The sequence below is a fragment of the Burkholderia crassaminum genome, from assembly GCF_964265005.1.
Taxonomy (GTDB): Bacteria; Pseudomonadota; Gammaproteobacteria; order Burkholderiales; family Burkholderiaceae; genus Burkholderia.
Genome location: NZ_OZ183799.1, coordinates 1,748,121 through 1,766,281, shown reverse-complemented (window position 1 = coordinate 1,766,281; position 18,161 = coordinate 1,748,121). Strand labels below are relative to the sequence as shown.

The 18,161-nt window shown below is 66.3% G+C and carries 22 protein-coding genes and 1 tRNA gene; 8 read left to right on the top strand and 15 right to left on the bottom strand.

Translation table 11 applies throughout. The features are described 5' to 3' along the window. Positions 1-39: 39 nt before the first annotated feature. The 7 genes from dusA to ssuD all read right to left on the bottom strand — a co-directional run bounded on the left by dusA (position 40) and on the right by ssuD (position 5,015). A complete protein-coding gene (gene dusA / locus ACPTTF_RS08130) occupies positions 40-1,026 on the bottom strand; it encodes a tRNA dihydrouridine(20/20a) synthase DusA (protein ID WP_423371855.1) in 987 nt (328 codons plus the stop codon). Between the two features lie 132 nt (positions 1,027-1,158). Further along, positions 1,159-1,404 (bottom strand): hypothetical protein, encoded by a 246-nt coding sequence (locus ACPTTF_RS08125; RefSeq protein WP_166964172.1) that lies wholly within the window; start codon positions 1,402-1,404, stop codon positions 1,159-1,161. Between the two features lie 55 nt (positions 1,405-1,459). After that, entirely contained in the window at positions 1,460-1,657 is a 198-nt protein-coding gene (locus ACPTTF_RS08120; protein WP_027787628.1) for a hypothetical protein, read from the bottom strand. 141 nt (positions 1,658-1,798) lie between these two features. After that, positions 1,799-2,014 carry a TOBE domain-containing protein gene (locus tag ACPTTF_RS08115; protein WP_006476104.1) on the bottom strand — a complete coding sequence of 72 codons (216 nt, stop codon included), beginning with the start codon at positions 2,012-2,014 and terminating at the stop codon, positions 1,799-1,801. Positions 2,015-2,071: 57 nt separating this feature from the next. Beyond that, positions 2,072-3,031 (bottom strand): ATP-binding cassette domain-containing protein, encoded by a 960-nt coding sequence (locus ACPTTF_RS08110; RefSeq protein ID WP_423370834.1) that lies wholly within the window; start codon positions 3,029-3,031, stop codon positions 2,072-2,074. Then, positions 3,028-3,840, bottom strand: coding sequence for an aliphatic sulfonate ABC transporter permease SsuC (gene ssuC, locus ACPTTF_RS08105; RefSeq protein ID WP_423370833.1), 813 nt, complete (start codon positions 3,838-3,840; stop codon positions 3,028-3,030). The genes ACPTTF_RS08110 and ssuC overlap by 4 nt, the downstream gene beginning before the upstream one ends. A 17-nt stretch (positions 3,841-3,857) precedes the next feature. After that, positions 3,858-5,015 carry an FMNH2-dependent alkanesulfonate monooxygenase gene (gene ssuD / locus ACPTTF_RS08100; protein ID WP_166964168.1) on the bottom strand — a complete coding sequence of 386 codons (1,158 nt, stop codon included), beginning with the start codon at positions 5,013-5,015 and terminating at the stop codon, positions 3,858-3,860. A 340-nt stretch (positions 5,016-5,355) separates the two neighbouring features. Here ssuD and ACPTTF_RS08095 point away from each other — a divergent pair, with 340 nt between their 5' ends. Next, positions 5,356-5,784 (top strand): hypothetical protein, encoded by a 429-nt coding sequence (locus ACPTTF_RS08095; RefSeq protein ID WP_006484223.1) that lies wholly within the window; start codon positions 5,356-5,358, stop codon positions 5,782-5,784. Between the two features lie 115 nt (positions 5,785-5,899). Here the strand turns inward: ACPTTF_RS08095 and ACPTTF_RS08090 are convergent, their stop codons facing one another. From ACPTTF_RS08090 to ACPTTF_RS08080, 3 genes are read right to left on the bottom strand one after another with little or no spacing between them, the layout of a single operon-like run. Further along, positions 5,900-7,054, bottom strand: coding sequence for an enoyl-CoA hydratase/isomerase family protein (locus ACPTTF_RS08090; RefSeq protein WP_423370832.1), 1,155 nt, complete (start codon positions 7,052-7,054; stop codon positions 5,900-5,902). Between the two features lie 31 nt (positions 7,055-7,085). Beyond that, positions 7,086-7,424 carry a DMT family transporter gene (locus tag ACPTTF_RS08085; protein ID WP_021161565.1) on the bottom strand — a complete coding sequence of 113 codons (339 nt, stop codon included), beginning with the start codon at positions 7,422-7,424 and terminating at the stop codon, positions 7,086-7,088. Positions 7,425-7,427: 3 nt separating this feature from the next. After that, positions 7,428-7,925 (bottom strand): heme-degrading domain-containing protein, encoded by a 498-nt coding sequence (locus ACPTTF_RS08080; RefSeq protein ID WP_129514465.1) that lies wholly within the window; start codon positions 7,923-7,925, stop codon positions 7,428-7,430. Between the two features lie 197 nt (positions 7,926-8,122). Between ACPTTF_RS08080 and ACPTTF_RS08075 the strand changes: the two genes are divergently transcribed. The 7 genes from ACPTTF_RS08075 to ACPTTF_RS08045 all read left to right on the top strand — a co-directional run bounded on the left by ACPTTF_RS08075 (position 8,123) and on the right by ACPTTF_RS08045 (position 13,393). Continuing rightward, positions 8,123-8,199, top strand: a tRNA-Met gene (locus ACPTTF_RS08075). Positions 8,200-8,361: 162 nt separating this feature from the next. Beyond that, a complete protein-coding gene (locus ACPTTF_RS08070) occupies positions 8,362-8,907 on the top strand; it encodes an NUDIX hydrolase (RefSeq protein ID WP_021161562.1) in 546 nt (181 codons plus the stop codon). Between the two features lie 11 nt (positions 8,908-8,918). Next, positions 8,919-9,683, top strand: a complete 765-nt coding sequence (gene aat / locus ACPTTF_RS08065) for a leucyl/phenylalanyl-tRNA--protein transferase (RefSeq protein ID WP_021161561.1) — start codon at positions 8,919-8,921, stop codon at positions 9,681-9,683. Positions 9,684-9,716: 33 nt separating this feature from the next. Further along, on the top strand, positions 9,717-10,547 hold the full coding sequence (locus tag ACPTTF_RS08060; RefSeq protein WP_166964162.1) for an arginyltransferase: 831 nt from the start codon (positions 9,717-9,719) through the stop codon (positions 10,545-10,547). A gap of 98 nt (positions 10,548-10,645) precedes the next feature. Then, on the top strand, positions 10,646-11,683 hold the full coding sequence (locus ACPTTF_RS08055) for a quinone-dependent dihydroorotate dehydrogenase (RefSeq protein ID WP_166964160.1): 1,038 nt from the start codon (positions 10,646-10,648) through the stop codon (positions 11,681-11,683). Positions 11,684-11,783: 100 nt separating this feature from the next. Then, the gene (locus ACPTTF_RS08050; RefSeq protein WP_011351851.1) at positions 11,784-12,578 is read left to right on the top strand and encodes a cystine ABC transporter substrate-binding protein; all 795 of its coding nucleotides are present in this window, start codon (positions 11,784-11,786) and stop codon (positions 12,576-12,578) included. A 122-nt stretch (positions 12,579-12,700) separates the two neighbouring features. Continuing rightward, the gene (locus ACPTTF_RS08045) at positions 12,701-13,393 is read left to right on the top strand and encodes an amino acid ABC transporter permease (protein WP_006484207.1); all 693 of its coding nucleotides are present in this window, start codon (positions 12,701-12,703) and stop codon (positions 13,391-13,393) included. A gap of 52 nt (positions 13,394-13,445) precedes the next feature. Here the strand turns inward: ACPTTF_RS08045 and ACPTTF_RS08040 are convergent, their stop codons facing one another. The 5 genes from ACPTTF_RS08040 to rlmB all read right to left on the bottom strand — a co-directional run bounded on the left by ACPTTF_RS08040 (position 13,446) and on the right by rlmB (position 18,028). Further along, positions 13,446-14,432: a Gfo/Idh/MocA family protein gene (locus ACPTTF_RS08040; protein ID WP_423370831.1), complete on the bottom strand. Its 987-nt coding sequence runs from the start codon at positions 14,430-14,432 to the stop codon at positions 13,446-13,448. Between the two features lie 101 nt (positions 14,433-14,533). Further along, positions 14,534-15,250 carry a FadR/GntR family transcriptional regulator gene (locus ACPTTF_RS08035; protein WP_166964158.1) on the bottom strand — a complete coding sequence of 239 codons (717 nt, stop codon included), beginning with the start codon at positions 15,248-15,250 and terminating at the stop codon, positions 14,534-14,536. A 279-nt stretch (positions 15,251-15,529) separates the two neighbouring features. Then, positions 15,530-16,225, bottom strand: coding sequence for a ribose-5-phosphate isomerase RpiA (rpiA, locus tag ACPTTF_RS08030; RefSeq protein WP_226121741.1), 696 nt, complete (start codon positions 16,223-16,225; stop codon positions 15,530-15,532). 91 nt (positions 16,226-16,316) lie between these two features. Beyond that, positions 16,317-17,189, bottom strand: a complete 873-nt coding sequence (locus ACPTTF_RS08025) for an N-acetylmuramoyl-L-alanine amidase (protein WP_423370830.1) — start codon at positions 17,187-17,189, stop codon at positions 16,317-16,319. Positions 17,190-17,284: 95 nt separating this feature from the next. Next, positions 17,285-18,028 carry a 23S rRNA (guanosine(2251)-2'-O)-methyltransferase RlmB gene (gene rlmB / locus ACPTTF_RS08020; RefSeq protein WP_166964154.1) on the bottom strand — a complete coding sequence of 248 codons (744 nt, stop codon included), beginning with the start codon at positions 18,026-18,028 and terminating at the stop codon, positions 17,285-17,287. Positions 18,029-18,161 lie beyond the last annotated feature (133 nt).

Genomic DNA, 18,161 nt, shown 5'->3' with positions numbered 1-18,161 from the left:
TTCTTCGCTGCTTTTGTGTTTCAGCAGCGAAGAACAAGATTATACGAACACTTTTGAATCTTGCAAAGCTTTTTTTGCAAAAACTTCTTCGGCCTCGTTCAGATGCGCGCGCGCCTCGTCGAACACGGCCAGATCGCCGCGTGCGAGCTTCTTGTTGTCGGACAGCACACGACGCCAGCCGCGTGCGCCGGGCATGCCACGATATAGTCCAAGCGCGTGCCGCACGATCGCGCCGAGGTAGGTCCCGCGCTTCAGTTCGGCCGCGCAGTATTCGAGCAGCTTCGCCTCGGCCTCTTCGCGCGTCGGCGTCGCCGCGGTCGATCCATAGAAACGCGCATCGACCTCCGCAAGCACGTACGGGTTGTGATACGCCTCGCGGCCGAGCATCACGCCGTCGACATGCTCGAGATGCTGCGCAACCTCGTCGAGCGTCGTGATGCCACCGTTGATGACGATCTCGAGCGACGGAAAATCGCGCTTCAACTGATACGCGTAGTCGTACTTGAGCGGCGGGATCTCGCGATTCTCTTTCGGCGACAATCCTTTCAGGATCGCATTGCGCGCATGCACGACGAACGTCTCGCAGCCAGCCTCGGCCACCGTGCCGACGAAGTCGCGCACGAATGCGTAGTCCTCGACCGCGTCGACACCGATCCGGTGCTTGACCGTGACCGGCACCGACACCGCATCGCGCATCGCCTTCACGCCGTCGGCGACAAGCTGCGGCTCGTTCATCAGGCACGCGCCGAACGCACCGCGCTGCACGCGCTCGGACGGGCATCCGCAATTCAGGTTGATTTCGTCGTAGCCCCACTGCTCGCCGAGCTTCGCCGCGCGCGCGAGATCGTCGCGCTCGCTACCGCCCAACTGCAGCGCGACCGGCGATTCGTTCGGCGTGAACGCAAGATGCCGCTGGGCATCGCCGAACAGCAGCGCGCCCGTCGTGATCATCTCCGTATACAGCCACGTATCGCGCGTCAGCGTCCGGTGGAACGAACGGCAATGACGGTCGGTCCAGTCGAGCATGGGCGCGACGGATACGCGGCGGGGAGGAAGCGAGGACGGTACGGACATGGATTTCGGGCAACAGGCCAGGCGGCGCGGAAACAACCCGGCATTTTACCGCAACACCGGGCAAGCCTGCCCGCGCCATGCACGCTACCCCTCACCCAGCTCCGCATCGACCGCCCGCCGTGCCTCGTCGAGCACGCGCTCGATCACGCGGCGTTCGATCAGCAGCATCCCGTCGACCTTGACGAGCCGCCAGTCGATCCGCACGGCATCGCCCTGCAGCACGCGGTAATGCGCATGCTCGCCGTCCCAGACCTGCTCGGTCTTCACCTCGATCTCGAAGCCGCGGTACGGCTCGCTGAAATCGCCGAGGTCGCTGCCTCTCGGTTCCATCGCACGCTCCGTGGCGACGCGGCGCCAGGCCGCCCGCGCGGCCGGCGCCGTGCGCTCAATCGTATTCGTCGGATAAAAAGGATTTGCCATCGGCAGTCAGGTCGACCCGGTCGGCCGCCGCCTGATAGATCAGCCCCTCGTTCAGCAACGCGTAGACGACGTCGTCGAACGCAGCGGGAACCGGCCGGCTTTCACCGAACTGGTCGATCCATTTCAGCGCCTCGATGGCTTCGGGGGAAAGGATGGGGGTCATGCGTTGGCCTCCGGCATCGGTGTCGCTCCATCCTAGCACTTCGTCCGGACGCCGAATACCAAGGCAAACGCGCTGCGCAAATGCCGGGCGGCGCCAACGGGCAGGTTGCCCGTGGCGCCGCCCGGCGCGGGACACGCGCGCTCAGAGGCGTGCGATCGATACTTCGGTCGATTTCACGAGCGCGACGACTTCCGCGCCGACCTTCAGTTCGAGTTCGTCGACCGAACGGGTCGTGATCACCGACGTGACGATGCCGAACGGCGTCTCGACGTCGACCTCGGAGACCACGGATCCGCGAATGATCTCCTTCACCTTGCCCTTGAACTGGTTACGTACGTTGATTGCAGTGATGCTCATCAGGTTGATCGCTCCGAAGAAAAAGATCTCAGAACGGGCGGCCGCTGCCGCCCGGATTTAAACGGCCCAGCGGATCTGCCCGACCGGTCGAACGTTGTCTGCCTCATGCACCGCGCCCTGGTCGGCTGCCCCTGGGCCGCCGGCGAGCACGCGTTTCAGCACACGATCCTCCAGCGCCGCAAACGCAGCCGATGCGCGGGCGCGCGGCCGGTCGAGCGGCACCGGCTGATCCAGCGCCACACGCCCCTGCTCGATGAGCAGGATGCGGTCGCCGAGCGCAACGGCCTCCTGCACGTCGTGTGTGACGAGGAGCGCGGTGAACTGGTGTTCGCGCCACAACCGCTCGATCAGCGCATGCATCTCGATGCGGGTCAGCGCGTCGAGCGCGCCGAGCGGCTCGTCGAGCAACAGCAGTTGCGGCCGGTGAACGAGCGCGCGCGCCAGTGCCACACGCTGCCGCTGGCCGCCCGACAGTTGCGCCGGCCAGTCGTTCGCACGCTCCAGCAGGCCGACTTCATCGAGCACCGCGCGCGCATCGTCGCGCGCGCCGCGTCCGAGGCCCAGCATCACGTTCTGCAGCACGGTCTTCCATGGCAGCAGGCGCGCATCCTGGTACATGATCCGCGTGTCGAGCACGCCGCCGCCATCGCCGCGCGTCACGAGCGCGCCGCTGCTCGGCTGCTCGAGCCCGGCGACGAGGCGCAACAGGGTCGACTTGCCGCAGCCGCTGCGGCCGACAATCGCGACGAAGCTGCCGCGTGCGATGCCGAGCTCGACGTTGTCGAGCACCGTACGTGCGCCGAAGCGCTTGCTGACGCCCGACAGCGTCACCGCATCGTCGGGTGCCGGGCCCCCTGCCCGCCGCCGCGCGAGCGGAACGACGGATGCACTGCCGTCACGTTCGAGGATCGCCGCATCCCGCGCGTCGCCGTCAGCGATGCGCGCCTGTGCAAGTTCGGCCTCGAGGTCTGCGCCGGCGAGCAGGCCGTAGGCGGCCGCCGAAGTCGTCGCATTCATGCCTTTGCTCCTGATTGATAAGCGGGGTGCCAGCGCAGCGTCACGCGCTCGAGCCATTTCGCCAGCACGTCGGCCAGTTTGCCGAGCACCGCGTACAGCAGGATGCCGACCACCACCACGTCGGTCTGCAGGAATTCACGTGCGTTCATCGTCATGTAGCCGATACCCGACTGCGCGGAGATCGTTTCCGCGACGATCAGCATCACCCACATCAGCCCGAGCGCAAAGCGCACGCCGACGAGAATCGATGGCAACGCTCCGGGCAGGATCACGTCGCGATACAGCGCAAAGCCGCGCACGCCGTAGCTCTTCGCCATCTCGATGAGGTTGGCATCGACCGAGCGGATCCCGTGATACGTGTTGATGTAGACCGGAAAGAACACCCCGAGCGCAACGAGGAACAGCTTCGCCTTCTCGTCGATGCCGAACCACAGGATCACGAGCGGAATCATCGCGAGCGCCGGGATGTTGCGGATCATCTGGATCGTCGAATCGAGCGCGATCTCGGCCGCCTTCGACAAGCCGGTCGCGAGCCCCAACGCCAGGCCGACACCGCCGCCGATCGCGAAACCGAACAGCGCGCGCCATGTGCTGACTTTCACGTTCGCCCACATTTCACCCGAGGTCACGAGCGACCAGGCCGCTCGCACGACCGCGACGGGCTCGGGCAGCACGCGGGTCGACAGCCAGCCGATGCGCGCGCCGATTTCCCATGCCGCCAGCAGCGCGAGCGGCACGAGCCACGGCGCGACGCCGCGCCATGCGCGGGCGGCCACGGCCGCGCCCATCGTCGACGTTTTCGTTGTCATCGCAGACCTCCTGTCACTCAGCTCTGCGCTGCTTTCGGCAGATAGCTGTTGCCGACGATCTCGCCGAACGGGCCGGACAGCGGGCCGGTCGCCTTCGCCGCGCCGTCGCCCTTGATCAGCGGGAACACGAGTTCCGCGAAACGGTACGACTCCTCCAGGTGCGGATAGCCGGACAGGATGAAGGTTTCGATGCCGAGATCCGCGTATTCGCGCATGCGCTCCGCGACCTGCTCCGGATTGCCGACGAGCGCGGTACCTGCGCCGCCGCGCACGAGGCCGACGCCGGCCCACAGGTTCGGATACACCTCGAGCGCCTCGCGGCCGCCGCGCTTGCCGCCGTGCAGCGCCGCCATCCGGCGCTGGCCTTCCGAATCCATGTTCGCGAACGCCTTCTGCGCGCGTGCGATGGTTTCGTCGTCGAGGCGGCTGATCAGGCGCTCTGCGTCGCGCCATGCTTCGTCCTCGGTCTCGCGCACGATCACGTGCAGACGAATACCGAACTTGATCTTGCGGCCGCGGGCTTCCGCGCGGGCACGAATATCGGCGATCTTCTTCGCGACAGCCTCGGGCGGCTCGCCCCAGGTCAGGTAGGTGTCGATGTGATCGGCCGCGATCGTATGCGCAGCCGGCGACGAACCGCCGAACCACAGCGGCGGATGCGGACGCTGCACGGGCGGATACAGCGCCTTGCCGCCCTTCGACTGCAGGTGCTTGCCGATGTAGTCGAACCCGCCGTTGTCGTGCGACGCGGATAGCAGCCCGCGCCAGATGTTCAGGAAGTCGTCGGTGATTTCGTAGCGCGTGTCGTGATCCGCGAACAGGCCGTCACCTTCGAGTTCGGCGGCATCGCCGCCCGTCACGACGTTGATCAGCAGGCGGCCGCCCGACAGGCGGTCGAACGTCGCGGCCATCCGCGCCGACAGGCCCGGCGACGCGATGCCGGGACGGATCGCGACCAGGAACTTCAGGCGCTGCGTCGCCGGGATCAGGCTCGACGCAACGACCCACGCATCCTCGCAGGAACGGCCGGTCGGCAGCAGCACGCCCTCGTAGCCGAGCGTGTCGGCCGCCACCGCGATCTGCTTGAAGTAATCGTAATCCGCGGCGCGCGCACCTTCGGCCGTGCCGAGATAGCGGCTGTCGCCATGCGTGGGGATAAACCAGAACACATTCATCTGCTGCTCCTGCTTGACTGTCCTTGCCGGAATTTGAAAAAACACCGCCCTGCTCGCGTCGCGGATCAGCGGCGCATGCATGGTGTGCGTTCGAATCGGGATGGTTCGCCGGTCAGGCCGTGCAGCGGGCGAGGACGCGATTGCACGGCTGTTTCTGGGAAATCAGTCTAGGGATCGGTGCAGGGCTTTGGAACGATTTTTTTGAGCTTAGGTTTTCCGCTTTCGTGATTAGCACGACGCTGGAGCGAATATCGCAGCGAGCGGGCCCTATAATGACGCACTTATCCGAATAACTCCGCGCGGACGGCCCCGGCCGTGCGCGCCTGCGGTGCACTCATCGATGCAGAAAGTCATCCTGCCATTCCTGTCCGGCTTCCTGGCCGCCCTGTTCTTCCGCGAAGCCACGCTCGCACTCCTACATACGGCCGACCTGATCGCCGCTACCGGCTTCTCCACGCAGCCGTTCGCGCCGCTCGGCATTCCTGAATTTGTCGCGAATGCGCTGATCAGCGCGTGCTGCGCGATCCCGATGGCGTGGCTGCTGCGCGTCTCGCCGGAACGCGAGGCATCGTGGATCGGCGCGCTGGTGTTCGGCGGCATCGTGCTGACGGCCGCCCGCGTGTTCGCGATCGATCCGCTGCGCGGCATCTGGCCATCGGGCAACATGATGCCGGTGCTCGCGGCCGGTTTCGCGGCGAACGCGGTATGGGGCTTTGGCGCGCTCGTGTTCATGCGCGCGTTCATGTCGGACGACGCAGGCGACGAGTAACGCGGGCGCAAGCGCTACGCACTTCGACCGCGGGCCGGGTCATCCATGATAAAAAGGCCGCCTGCATGTGCAGGCGGCCTTTTCGTTTCCAGCTCGCGCGTCGGTCAGACTGACATCAGTCCTGCAGATTCCGCAGCGGATGCGTGTCAGGCGTCCACGGGCTGTCGAACATCGCGAGCACGTCCGCGCGATCGATATCGGCGGACGACTTGAAGCGCCAGGCCGGCTGGTGGTCCTTGTCGACGATCAGCGCGCGCACGCCTTCGATCACGTCGCCGCGCGCGAACGTCGAACGTGTGAGATCGAGATCGCGCCGCAGGCAATCGGCCATCGTTGCGCCGCGTGCACGTTCGACGACTTCCAGCGACACGGCCATCGACAGCGGCGACAACTGTTCGCGCATCGCATGGGCCGCCTTCTCGACCCATCCGTCGACGGCCGCGCAATCCTGCTCGGCGTCGAGCGACGCGAGGATCACGCCGATGTCCGGTTGCGCGAAATGCCGGTCGATCCCCGCGCGCGCGTCGGCCAGCGCCGACGTGTCGGGTGTCGGCACGACCTTGTGTGCGGCGGCCGCCTCGGCCACGCACGCGACGGCCTGCGCACCGCTGTCGATGCGCGCATGGCGCAGCGTGTCGAGCAGCACCGGCAGCGCGGCATCGGGCAGATAGACGTCGGCGAGCTGCGCGTACAGTGCGCCGGCCGCGTCGAGCGTCGCGCCGGTCACGGCGAGATAGCGGCCGAGCGCGCCGGGCGTGCGCGCGAGAAACCAGCTCATCCCGACGTCCGGGAACAGGCCGATACGCGTTTCCGGCATCGCCATCTTCGTCGAGTCGGTCACGACACGCAGGCCGCCCGTATGTCGCGCCGCCTGCGAAATACCCATGCCGCCGCCCATCACGACGCCGTGCATCAGCGCGATGTAAGGCTTCGGATACGTGAAGATCGTGTGGTTCAGCGTGTATTCGTCGATGAAGAACGTGTCGACCGCATCGCGGTCGCCGCGCTGCCACGCATCGTGGAAAAAGCGCACGTCGCCGCCCGCGCAGAACGCGCGCGGATGCGGGCTGTGCACGACGACCGCGACGACCTCGGGATCGTCGCGCCACGCGTCGAGCGCCTGCTGCATCAGCCGGATCATGCCGACCGACAGTGCGTTCAGCGCCTTCGGCCGGTTCAGTTCGAGAAAGCCGATGCGGTTCGCGACATACGCGCGTACGTCAGGCTGGGTGGATTCGGCGGAAACGGCTGCGGAAGGGGAATCGGTCATGAGGGTCATCCGGCAAACGGCAGTCGCACGCTCAGTGCGCCTGCATCTTCGAAAACAGGTTCAGTACCACGACGCCGGCGATGATCAGGCCGAGGCCGATCACGGCCGGCAGGTCCGGCACCTGGCGATAGAGCAGCATCGCGACGAGCGTGATCAGCACGATGCCGGCGCCCGACCAGACTGCATAGATGATGCCGACGGGCATCGTGCGCAACGTGAGCGACAGGCAGTAGAACGCGATGCCGTAACCGGCGACGACGAGCGCCGACGGCCAGAAACGCGTGAAGCCATCCGCCGCGCGCAACGCGGACGTGCCGACCACTTCCGCGACGATCGCGATCGCGAGCCATGCGTACCCGGGAAGCTGCATCGCTCAGCTCCTTGCGAGGGCCAGCACGGCGTAGTCCTGGCCGAGTTCGGCACACAGCGCCTCGACGACGAATTCGTGGTCCGCGCGCTGCGGCAGCCCGGACGCGGTGATCGAGCCGATCACGCCAGCGCCGGCGACGGTCAGCGGAAACGCGCCGCCGTGCGGCGAATACTCGCCGATCGGCAGCCCGTGCTTGTCCGCCAGCGTCGCGCCGGCCTGCTGCATGCGCAGGCCGATTGCATACGAGCTACGGCGGAAATGCGCGACGACGTTACGCTTGCGGCGCACCCAGTCGGCGTTGTCGGGCGTCGCGCCCGCGAGCGCCGCGTAGAACAGCGGCTGACCGAACGTGACGATGTCGATCGCGATCGCATGGCCGCGCGATGTCGCGAGGGCATGCATCCGGTTGCCGAGCGCCCACGCGCGAGCCGGGTCGAAATGGGGAAACACGAGCGCCTGTTCCTGTGCGCCGATCGATTGCAGATCGTGAGCGATGTCCATGAATCCGTCGATGCAATAAGGTGAGTCGCAACGGCGCCGATGCGATCGCGCGCGGTGCCGCTACCGAAGAGACGAAACAAACCGTTCGATTCTAGCGCACGTGCCCACCGTACCGTCCCTACAAGACGCGACACGCGATTGTCAGAAAGTGCTTGCACGCGTTCGGGTAACTCCTTATAATTCATTTCTTCGACGGACGCGGGGTGGAGCAGTCTGGCAGCTCGTCGGGCTCATAACCCGAAGGTCGTAGGTTCAAATCCTACCCCCGCAACCAACGTCCAGATTCAAGCCAAAAGCCCGGCCCAGTGCCGGGCTTTTTGTTTTTCCGTCGCATTTCCCGCCCCTCTTCGCGCGACACGCGGCCTGCACGCGCAGGCGTTCAAGAATGCCGCGCCCCGGTGATACACTCGCATTCACCTCGTCCCTCCCACTCGACATGAAATTCTGCTCCGTCTGCGGTCACGAAGTCATCGCACGCATTCCTCCGGGCGACAACCGCGAGCGCTTCGTCTGCGATCACTGCGGCACGATCCACTACCAGAATCCGCGCAACGTCGTCGGCACGGTCCCGGTCTGGGGCGATCAGATCCTGCTGTGCCGCCGCGCGATCGAGCCGCGCTACGGGTTCTGGACGCTGCCCGCAGGTTTCATGGAAATGGGCGAGACGACGGCCGAGGCCGCCGCACGCGAAACGCTCGAGGAAGCCGGTGCGCGCGTCGAGGTGCAGAACCTGTTCACGCTCCTCAACGTGCCGCACGTGCACCAGGTTCACCTGTTCTACCTCGCGCGGCTCACCGATCCGGGTTTCGAGGCCGGCGAGGAAAGCCTCGAAGTGAAGCTGTTCGACGAAGCCGACATCCCGTGGGACGAGATCGCGTTCCCGACCGTCAGCCAGACCCTCCGATTCTTCTTCGCCGATCGCGCCGCGGGCGACTACGGCGTGCACACCGGCGATATCTTCCGCTCGCTGCGCAACGGCTGAGCCCCCGCCCCATGGTCCCCTGGCTCGGCCCGGACGATCCGTTTCCGCCCATCGAACGCGCGCTCGGCCCCGCGACCGGCGCGCCGGGGCTGCTCGCCGCAAGCGCCGACCTGCTGCCGTCGCGCCTCATCGACGCGTACCTGCGCGGCATCTTCCCGTGGTATTCGGATGGCCAGCCCGTGCTGTGGTGGAGCCCCGACCCGCGCATGATCCTCGTGCCGGCCGAGTTCAAGGTATCGCCCTCGCTGCGCAAGACGCTGAAGCGCGTGCTGCGCGAGCCCGAATGGGAAGTGCGCGTCGACCACGATTTTCCGGGCGTGATGCGCGCCTGCGCGCAGGCGCCGCGCCGCGGTCAGCGCGGCACGTGGATCACGGCCGAGATCATCGACGCGTACACGTCGCTCTACCGCTCCGGCAATGCACACAGCATCGAGACGTGGCACGACGGGCGACGCGTCGGCGGCCTGTACGGCGTGTCGTTCGGGCGAATGTTTTTCGGCGAATCGATGTATGCGGACGCGACCGACGCATCGAAAATCGCGCTGGCTACGCTCGTCGCGCACCTTCGCGAGCAGGGGCTGGAGATGATAGACTGCCAGCAGAATACGTCGCATCTAGCGTCGCTCGGCGGCCGCGAGATCGCACGCAAGGCCTTTGTCGCTCACGTGCGCAGCGCGGTAGCCGAACCGCCGATTCCGTGGCAGTTCGACAAGCGCGTGCTCGCCGCGCTGACGGGCCGCGCCGAAACGGCGCCCCCCTCCGGGATCGAGCGCTAGCGCGGCACTCCCTCCCTGCAACGAGAGCTGCCCATGACTCACCCGACTGAGCTGCCGCTTTCACCGCTTTCGGCGCTGCAATTCTATGCAACGGCGCCCTATCCGTGCAGCTATCTGGACGGCCGCGTCGCGCGCTCGCAAGTCGCGACGCCGAGCCACCTGATCAACTCCGACATCTACACCGAGCTCGTCAAGGCCGGTTTCCGCCGCTCGGGCGTCTTCACGTATCGCCCGTACTGCGACGGCTGCCGCGCCTGCGTGCCGGTGCGCGTCCCCGTCGAAGCGTTCGCGCCGTCGCGCACGCAGCGCCGGATGTGGAAGCGGCACCGCACGCTCGTCGCGACGGTTTCGCCGCTGCACTACGACGAAGAGCACTACGCGCTCTACATGCGCTACCAGTCCGCACGCCACGCGGGCGGCGGCATGGATCGCGACAGCCGCGACCAGTACGAGCAATTCCTGCTGCAGAGCCGGATCAACTCGCGCCTCGTCGAATTCCGCGACCTCGACGCACCGGGCGGCGAGCCCGGCAAGCTGCGCATGGTCAGCATGATCGACATCCTCGGCGACGGGCTGTCGTCCGTTTACACGTTCTTCGAGCCCGACGACCAGCACACGAGCTACGGCACCTACAACATCCTGTGGCAGATCGAGCAGGCGAAGAGCCTCGGCCTGCCCTACGTGTACCTCGGCTACTGGATCCGCGAGAGCCCGAAGATGGCCTACAAGGCGAACTTCCACCCGCTCGAAGGGTTGCTCGACGGACGCTGGAAGACACTGGATCCGGAACGGATCGACCTGCCTCCCGTCGACGCGGCGCTGGCCCGCGCGCCGTTGCCGGGCGGACATTCCGGCTCGGGCTGACGCGCGCCGCGAGGGCGACGAAGCGAAGCGCGCCCCTGCCGCTCAACTCCCGGTAAAATAGCGGGTTGTCATTCATTCCGGCTGTCCGCCCTATTCCCGTGTTCAGTTCCCTTTATCCGCTGGCCCGCGCATCCCTGTTCAAGATGGATGCGGAAGACGCTCACCACCTCACGCTGCGCGCGCTCGGCGCGGCCGGCCGCACGGGCCTTGCCTGTGCGCTGTCGGCCCGCGTGCCCGACGCACCGCGCACCGTGATGGGGCTCACGTTCCGCAACCCGGTCGGCCTCGCGGCCGGCCTCGACAAGGACGGCGCGGCCATCGACGGCCTTGCGGCACTCGGTTTCGGCTTCATCGAGGTCGGTACGGTCACGCCGCGCCCGCAGCCCGGCAACCCGCGCCCTCGGATGTTCCGCCTGCCGCAGGCCGAAGCACTGATCAACCGGATGGGCTTCAACAACCACGGCGTCGACCAGTTCGTGAAGAACGTCCAGGCCGCCCGCTATCGCGGCATCCTCGGCCTGAACATCGGCAAGAACGCCGATACGCCGATCGAGCGCGCCGCTGAGGATTACCTGTACTGCCTCGAGCGCGTGTACCCGTTCGCGAGCTACGTGACGATCAACATCTCGTCGCCGAACACGAAGAACCTGCGCCAGCTGCAGGGCGCGGGCGAGCTCGACGCGCTGCTCGCGGCGCTGAAGGACAAGCAGCAACGCCTCGCCGACCTGCACGGCAAGCTCGTGCCGCTCGCGCTGAAGATCGCCCCCGATCTCGACGACGAACAGGTCAAGGAAATCGGCGACACGCTGCTGCGCCACAAGATCGAAGCGGTGATCGCCACCAACACGACGCTGTCGCGCGCGGCCGTCCAGGGCCTGCCGCATGCGGACGAAGCCGGTGGCCTGTCGGGCCGCCCCGTGTTCGACGCGTCGAACGAAGTGATCCGCAAGCTGCACGCCGAAGTCGGCAGCGAAGTGCCGATCATCGGCGTCGGCGGCATCTTCTCGGGCGAGGACGCCCGTGCGAAGCTCGCGGCCGGTGCCGCACTCGTGCAGCTCTATACGGGCTTCATCTACCGCGGCCCTGCGCTCGTCGCGGAATGCGTGAAGGCCGTCGCCGGCGAACGTGCCGCGTAATATAGGCATAAACAAACGGTATTTAGAGGTCGATTGCGTTTTTGCTATGATCGACCCCGTTATCAGAATCAATGACCCGGACAGGGCAAGGAAACACACGATGAAGATTGCGCTGCTGAAGAAACTGCTGGTTGCCGGCCTGATCGGCACGTCGTTCGCCGCCGCCACCGCGCATGCGGCCGACCTCCTCGACCAGGTGAAGCAACGCGGCACGCTGCGAGTCGGCCTCGAAGGCACGTTCCCGCCGTTCAACTCGAAGAACCCGCAGGGCGAACTCGTCGGCTTCGACGTCGACATCGCGAAGGCCGTCGCCGCGAAGCTCGGCGTGAAGGCGGAATTCGTGACGACCGAATGGAGCGGCATCATCGCGGGCCTGCAGGCCGGCAAATTCGACGTGATCGCCAACCAGGTCGGCATCACCGACAAGCGCAAGGAAACGCTCGACTTCTCGCCGGCGTACACGTACTCGTCCGCGCAACTGATCCAGCGCAACGACGACACGCGCCAGTTCAAGTCGCTTGAAGACCTGAAAGGCAAGAAGCTCGGCGTCGCGCTCGGCACGAACTACATGGACATGGCGAAGTCGGTACCGGGTATCGACGTGAAGACCTACCCGGGCGCGCCCGAGTACCTGCGCGATCTCGCGGCCGGCCGCCTCGACGCGGCGCTCAACGACCGCCTGATGCTCGCGTACCTGACGAAGAATTCGCAGTTGCCGCTGCGCCCGGGTGCGAACGTCGGCTCGGCGAACCCGTCGGGCATCCCGTTCAAGAAGGGCAACCCGAAGTTCCAGAAGGCAATCGACGACGCAATGGCGCAACTCGAGGCCGACGGCACCTTCACGAAGATCTCGGACAAGTGGTTCGGCATCGACGTGACGAAGCCGATCAAGTAAGCACGCCTGCATTTCCCGCCTGACGGCGGGCCGGAAAGGGCGGCATCCGTGACGATGCCGCCCTTTGTTTTATTCGTCCGGTTTATGATTGCGCTTTCGCGCACGCATCCGATTCGTATTCCATGTCGACAACGTCCCTGCTCGTCCAATCGCTGCCGGTGCTCGCCCAGGGCGCCGTGCTGACCGTCAAGTTCGCCGTGCTGTCGATGGTATTCGGCCTGCTTGGCGCCGTCGTGCTCGCGATGATGGGCATCCGGCAAAGCGAAGCGCTCGACGGCTTCGAACGCATCTGGGTCAACGCGCTCGCGTGGCTGGCACGCGCGTACGTGAGCCTGATGCGCGGCACGCCGCTGCTCGTGCAGATCTTCGTCATCTATTACGGGCTGCCGAGCCTCGGCATCTCGCTCGACCCGACGCCCGCCGGCGTCATCGCGCTGTCCGCGAACGTCGCCGCTTACATGTCGGAAAGCATGCGCGGCGCGATCAACGGGATCGCGCGCGGCCAATGGCTCGCCGCGTACAGCCTCGGGCTGTCGTGGGGGCAAACGCTGCGCTACGTGATCGGTCCGCAGGCGCTGCGCATCGCGGTGCCGAGCCTGTCGAACAGCCTGATCAGCCTGATCAAGGACACGTCGCTCGTGTCCGTGATCACCGTGACCGAGCTGCTGCGCAGCGCGCAGGAAGTGATCGCGGCAACCTATCAGCCGTTGCCGCTCTATCTCGCCGCCGCGGCCGTGTACTGGATCCTGTGCCAGATTCTCGAGTGGGTGCAGCGCTGGTACGAAAAACGCCTGTCGCTGCCGTCACGGCACTGAGCACGTGCCATCCGCCGGGCCGCACACGTGTGCCCGGCGCCCTCCTTCCCGCTTACTCGCCCGAATAGCGCACGCCGAGCGCCGCTCGCGCGGCATCGGTCATCGCGATCATCTGCCGCGAATGCTCGTGCGTCATGATCGGGCTTTCGGTCTTGCCCGCGCGCAGCAGGTCGCAGAAATGCGCGGTCTCGTAGTTCAATCCGCCGCCGTCGGCCGGTGCGTCGAGTTCGACGGTACGCCCGTCCGCGTAGCAGATCGTCGCACGCGCGGGGTTCCACCACTTCTCGTGAATCGTCACATGGCCGCCGGCCGCGGCGATCAGTGCGTCGCCGCGCCCCATCACGTCGAGCCCGCAAAAGAGCTGGGCGATCCCGCCGTTCGCATGCACGCTGTTCAGGCTCGCGAACAGGTCGACACCCGTCGCGCCGACGCGGCCGAGCGTCTGCACGTCGAGCGCCGCGCCGAGCCAGTCGACCGCGAGAAACGCCTCGTAGATCCCGATATCGAGCAACGCACCGCCCGCGCGATCGAGGCGATAGACGGAATGATCGCCGGGCACCGACGAAGACGCGCACCCTGCCCGCACGAGCCGGATCTCGCCGATTGGATCGTCATGCAGGTGCGCGCGCAACTGACGGTACAGCGGAAAGAACGGCGGCTTCATCGCCTCCATGAAAAGCCGCCCGGCGCCGCGTGCCGCCTGCAGCACGGTGTCGAGCTGCGCCGCGTTCAGCGTGGCGGGCTTTTCGCACAGCACGGCCTTGCCGGCGGCAAGCGCGGCCAGCGTGTACTGCGCGTGACTGTCATGGAGCGTCGCGATGTAGACCGCGTCGATATCGCTCGCAAGGAGTGCTTCGAGGCTTGCGGCAGGCGTACCGCCGTACGCTCCGCAAAAGCTTGCCGCGGCATCGGCGCGGCGGGCCCAGGCACCGGCGAGCGCGGCACCCGGCACGTGTGCGAGGCTTTGCGCGAAGCGGCGCGCGATGCTGCCTGCGCCGACGATGCCGAAGCGCACCGGGCGATGGTCGTTGTCGTTCATCCTGATCTTCCGTGTCGGTCATATGACGGTGGCCGGCACGCAGCCGGCCGGCCGTCATGATAAACGGCCCGGCGGCACACGGATGAGCGACACGCGCACCGTCAGGCGCGCATGGGCACGTCGACGGAGAAATCGCGCGAGATTTCGTCGGCGCTGAAATCGATCAGCGCAAGCGAAGCGGCTTCGGCTTCGCGCGGATCGCGACGCTCGATTGCATCGACCACACGCGCGTGCGCCTTCACCACGATCTCGTGCGCCCCCTCCTTCTGCACGACACGCGGATTCACGAGACGCACCGCACCGCGCACGATCGCCGCCATCTGCTGAAAGAACTGGTTGCCGCTCGCCTGGACGATCCGCGTGTGCAGCAACTCGTCCGCCGTGTCGTAGCCGGGATCTCCCGGCTGCAGCACCTTGAACGCATCGAACGCTTCGCGAATGCCCGCGACGTCGGCTGCCGTTGCGCGCACCGCCGCCTGCGCGGTCGCGCGCGGTTCGATCAACATCCGGAATTCGATGACGTCGCGCATGAACTGCGGATCGGGTTTCGCCCGGAATCGCCAGCTCACCACGTCTTCGTCGATCATGCGCCAGTCGCGCATCGGCCGCACGCGCGTGCCGACTTTCGGACGCACGTCGAGCATGTCGCGCGCAAGCAACATCGACAACGCTTCCCGCATCACGGTGCGACTCACATCGAACTCTTTCGACAACACGTCCTGCGGCGGCAAGATGCCGCCGTACTTGTCCTCGACGATACCCGAGACAAGCCCATCCATCACTTTAGCGACCAGTGACCGGTCTTTGCCCTGCTCCATGACACCTCCCCGTGCGTCGATTTGCGAACACCTGCTCCGCAGTTCCGCCGGCCCTGGTTACGACTGTTCTTATGATCTATAAGTTGATGAGTTCGAGGACATTTCGCTATCTGGTAAACACCTGACAGGGTTATCCCTCTTTTTGACGGGGTGATTTATACGGCTAAAAATAAGGCCCGGGAAGCGCATTGCGCCTACCGGGCCCCGATTTCCACAAGATTTAAACATTCAGTCCATTACGGTATGTGACACACCATTACGGACTGCTTGTCATGTCTTTCAATTAGCAGAATAAACGATCGTTTCAACGCCGCTTTCCGTGCCGAGCAAGCACAGATTCGCGCCGCGCTCGGCGAACAGGCCGACCGTCACGACGCCCGGCCATGCGTTCACCTGCGCTTCGAAGCCGCGCGGATCGGCGATCTGCAGGCCCTTCACGTCGATGATCTCGTTACCGTTGTCGGTGATGTAGGGCGCACCGTCCTTCGTCACGCGCAGCACGGGCACGCCGCCGAGCGCAGTCACGCGCCGGCCGATCGCCGTGCGCGCCATCGGCACGACTTCGATCGGCAGCGGGAACGCGCCGAGCACCGGCACGCGTTTGCTGGCGTCAGCGATGCAGACGAACGTGTCGGCCACCGACGCGACGATCTTCTCGCGCGTCAGCGCGCCGCCGCCGCCCTTGATCATCGCGCCGCTCGCGTCGATCTCGTCGGCGCCATCGACGTACACCTGCAGAGAGTCGACCTCGTTCAGGTCGAACACCTTGATGCCGTGCGATTTCAGGCGTTCGGTCGTGGCGACGGAGCTCGACACGGCGCCGCGATAACGCGCCTTGACGACGGCGAGCGCGTCGATGAAGCAGTTGGCGGTCGAGCCGGTGCCGACGCCGATCACGGCGCCTTCCGGCACGTTCTGGATCACGTAGTCAGCGGCGGCCTGGCCGACGAGGCGTTTGAGTTCGTCTTGAGTCATGGAGTGGTAACGCTGCGGGATTGCGGAAAACCGCCAGTTTACCGGACTCGGATGACGGCCCGCGTTTTTCGGCGTGCGCCGCGCCGCGGGTTCAGGGCGCGCCCGCCGCGGGCGCATTGTCCGCGGGTTGCGTGCCGGGGAAGTACTTGTCGAGCAACGCCTGCGCGATCGCGTCGGTTTCGGCGTCCGGGTTGCCCGCATAGTCCGACGGCCTGAAATGCATCTGGAACGCCGCGAACACGCGCCGCGTGCGTGCGTCGAGCACGCCATCGGTGGCCACGTCGTAGCCGTAGCGCACGAGCTTGAGCTGCAGTTCGCGCACGTCGACCGGCGCATGCGGATCACGACCGCCGAGCCGCGCCGCCACCGTCGCATCGTCCGGCCACGCACCGACGCCGGCCTGGGCCAACGCATGCCACGGAAACAGCGGCCCCGGATCGATCTTGCGTTGTGGCGCGATGTCGCTGTGCCCGACCACGCGCGTCGGCGGGATCCCGTAGCGCGCGACGATGTCCTTCGACAGCCGGGTCAGCGCGGCGACCTGTTCGGGCGGATACGGCTGCCAGGTGCGGTTCTGCGGATCGAGCGGACCACGGTTCACGTTCTCGATGCCGATCGACACCGCGTTCAGCTCGGTCGTGCCCTGCCACTCGCTGACGCCCGCGTGCCATGCACGCTCCGATTCCGGAACGAGCTGGTAGACGATGGGCATCCCGCGCTCGACGCGCGGCTGCGGCGGGACGACGTAGTGCACGCTGACCGAATCGCCTGTCAGCGTACGCAGCGATTTCGCCTCGTCGCTTTCGGTGTAATGCATCACGAGAAAGCGGATCCGCGAATCGGCACCGCGCGCATGCAGGCTCGTGTCGGCATAGTACGTGCCGCGTTCGACGAGCGCCGGCGACGTGCAGGCAGCCAGCAGGCACAGCACGGCGCAGGATGTGCCGACGCGGAACAGGGTCATCGGTCGTGCTCCGGGGGGCCGCGTGCCGCATCGGATCGCGGCACGCGTCGTTCGGGTCATTCGAGGCCCGCGCAGGTCGTGCGGGACGGGCTGCGTCAGCCCTTCACGCGCCGCTGGCGCACGGCTTCGTACAGGCACACGCCACTTGCGACCGACACGTTCAGGCTTTCGACGCTGCCCGCCATCGGAATGCTCATCACTTCGTCGCAGGTGTCGCGCGTGAGCCGGCGCATGCCTTCGCCTTCCGCACCCATCACGAGCGCGACGGGGCCGTCGAGCTTCGTTTCGTAGAGCGTCGACGACGCCTCGTCCGACGTACCGATGATCCACACGCCGGCTTCCTTCAGCTCGCGCAGCGCGCGGGCGAGGTTCGTCACCGTGATGTACGGCACCGTATCGGCCGCGCCGCTCGCCACCTTGGCAGCGGTCGCGTTCAGGCCGACCGCACGGTCGCGCGGCGCGATGACCGCGTGCGCACCCGCCGAATCGGCGACGCGCAAGCACGCGCCGAGGTTGTGCGGATCGGTGACGCCGTCGAGCACCAGCAGCAGCGCGGGGCCCTGGATGCCGTCAAGCAGCTCGGACAGGTTTTGCGCGAGCGGGACGTCCTCGACGCGCGCGACGACACCTTGGTGACGCTCGGTATGGGCGAGGCCCCACAGGCGCGTTTCGTCGGCCGCGATCAGCCGCACGCCCGCTTCCTTCGCGGTGTGCAGGAAGTCCTGCATGCGGCGGTCGCGGCGCGTCTGGTCGTACAGCACCTCCGCAACCGTCGATGCATCGTGCCGCAAACGTGCGGTCACCGCATGAAAACCGTAAAGAACCTTCAGACGTGACATGACTGGAACAACCTTCGATCAAACGTGCGGCCGCGCGACGCGCGCAGCCGCGATCCATGGAAAAGGAAAGCGCCGCGTTGCCGGCCGATGACCGGTAACGCGGCGTCTCTCGATACTGCAGGGCGTGCGCTTG

Coding starts and splice junctions, on each gene's coding strand:
- dusA (WP_423371855.1), bottom strand. CDS start 1,026: ATGCTCGACTGGACCGACCGTCATTGCCGTTCGTTCCACCGGACGCTG.
- ACPTTF_RS08125 (WP_166964172.1), bottom strand. CDS start 1,404: ATGGAACCGAGAGGCAGCGACCTCGGCGATTTCAGCGAGCCGTACCGC.
- ACPTTF_RS08120 (WP_027787628.1), bottom strand. CDS start 1,657: ATGACCCCCATCCTTTCCCCCGAAGCCATCGAGGCGCTGAAATGGATC.
- ACPTTF_RS08115 (WP_006476104.1), bottom strand. CDS start 2,014: ATGAGCATCACTGCAATCAACGTACGTAACCAGTTCAAGGGCAAGGTG.
- ACPTTF_RS08110 (WP_423370834.1), bottom strand. CDS start 3,031: ATGAATGCGACGACTTCGGCGGCCGCCTACGGCCTGCTCGCCGGCGCA.
- ssuC (WP_423370833.1), bottom strand. CDS start 3,840: ATGACAACGAAAACGTCGACGATGGGCGCGGCCGTGGCCGCCCGCGCA.
- ssuD (WP_166964168.1), bottom strand. CDS start 5,015: ATGAATGTGTTCTGGTTTATCCCCACGCATGGCGACAGCCGCTATCTC.
- ACPTTF_RS08095 (WP_006484223.1), top strand. CDS start 5,356: ATGCAGAAAGTCATCCTGCCATTCCTGTCCGGCTTCCTGGCCGCCCTG.
- ACPTTF_RS08090 (WP_423370832.1), bottom strand. CDS start 7,054: ATGACCGATTCCCCTTCCGCAGCCGTTTCCGCCGAATCCACCCAGCCT.
- ACPTTF_RS08085 (WP_021161565.1), bottom strand. CDS start 7,424: ATGCAGCTTCCCGGGTACGCATGGCTCGCGATCGCGATCGTCGCGGAA.
- ACPTTF_RS08080 (WP_129514465.1), bottom strand. CDS start 7,925: ATGGACATCGCTCACGATCTGCAATCGATCGGCGCACAGGAACAGGCG.
- ACPTTF_RS08070 (WP_021161562.1), top strand. CDS start 8,362: ATGAAATTCTGCTCCGTCTGCGGTCACGAAGTCATCGCACGCATTCCT.
- aat (WP_021161561.1), top strand. CDS start 8,919: ATGGTCCCCTGGCTCGGCCCGGACGATCCGTTTCCGCCCATCGAACGC.
- ACPTTF_RS08060 (WP_166964162.1), top strand. CDS start 9,717: ATGACTCACCCGACTGAGCTGCCGCTTTCACCGCTTTCGGCGCTGCAA.
- ACPTTF_RS08050 (WP_011351851.1), top strand. CDS start 11,784: ATGAAGATTGCGCTGCTGAAGAAACTGCTGGTTGCCGGCCTGATCGGC.
- ACPTTF_RS08045 (WP_006484207.1), top strand. CDS start 12,701: ATGTCGACAACGTCCCTGCTCGTCCAATCGCTGCCGGTGCTCGCCCAG.
- ACPTTF_RS08040 (WP_423370831.1), bottom strand. CDS start 14,432: ATGAACGACAACGACCATCGCCCGGTGCGCTTCGGCATCGTCGGCGCA.
- ACPTTF_RS08035 (WP_166964158.1), bottom strand. CDS start 15,250: ATGGAGCAGGGCAAAGACCGGTCACTGGTCGCTAAAGTGATGGATGGG.
- rpiA (WP_226121741.1), bottom strand. CDS start 16,225: ATGACTCAAGACGAACTCAAACGCCTCGTCGGCCAGGCCGCCGCTGAC.
- ACPTTF_RS08025 (WP_423370830.1), bottom strand. CDS start 17,189: ATGACCCTGTTCCGCGTCGGCACATCCTGCGCCGTGCTGTGCCTGCTG.
- rlmB (WP_166964154.1), bottom strand. CDS start 18,028: ATGTCACGTCTGAAGGTTCTTTACGGTTTTCATGCGGTGACCGCACGT.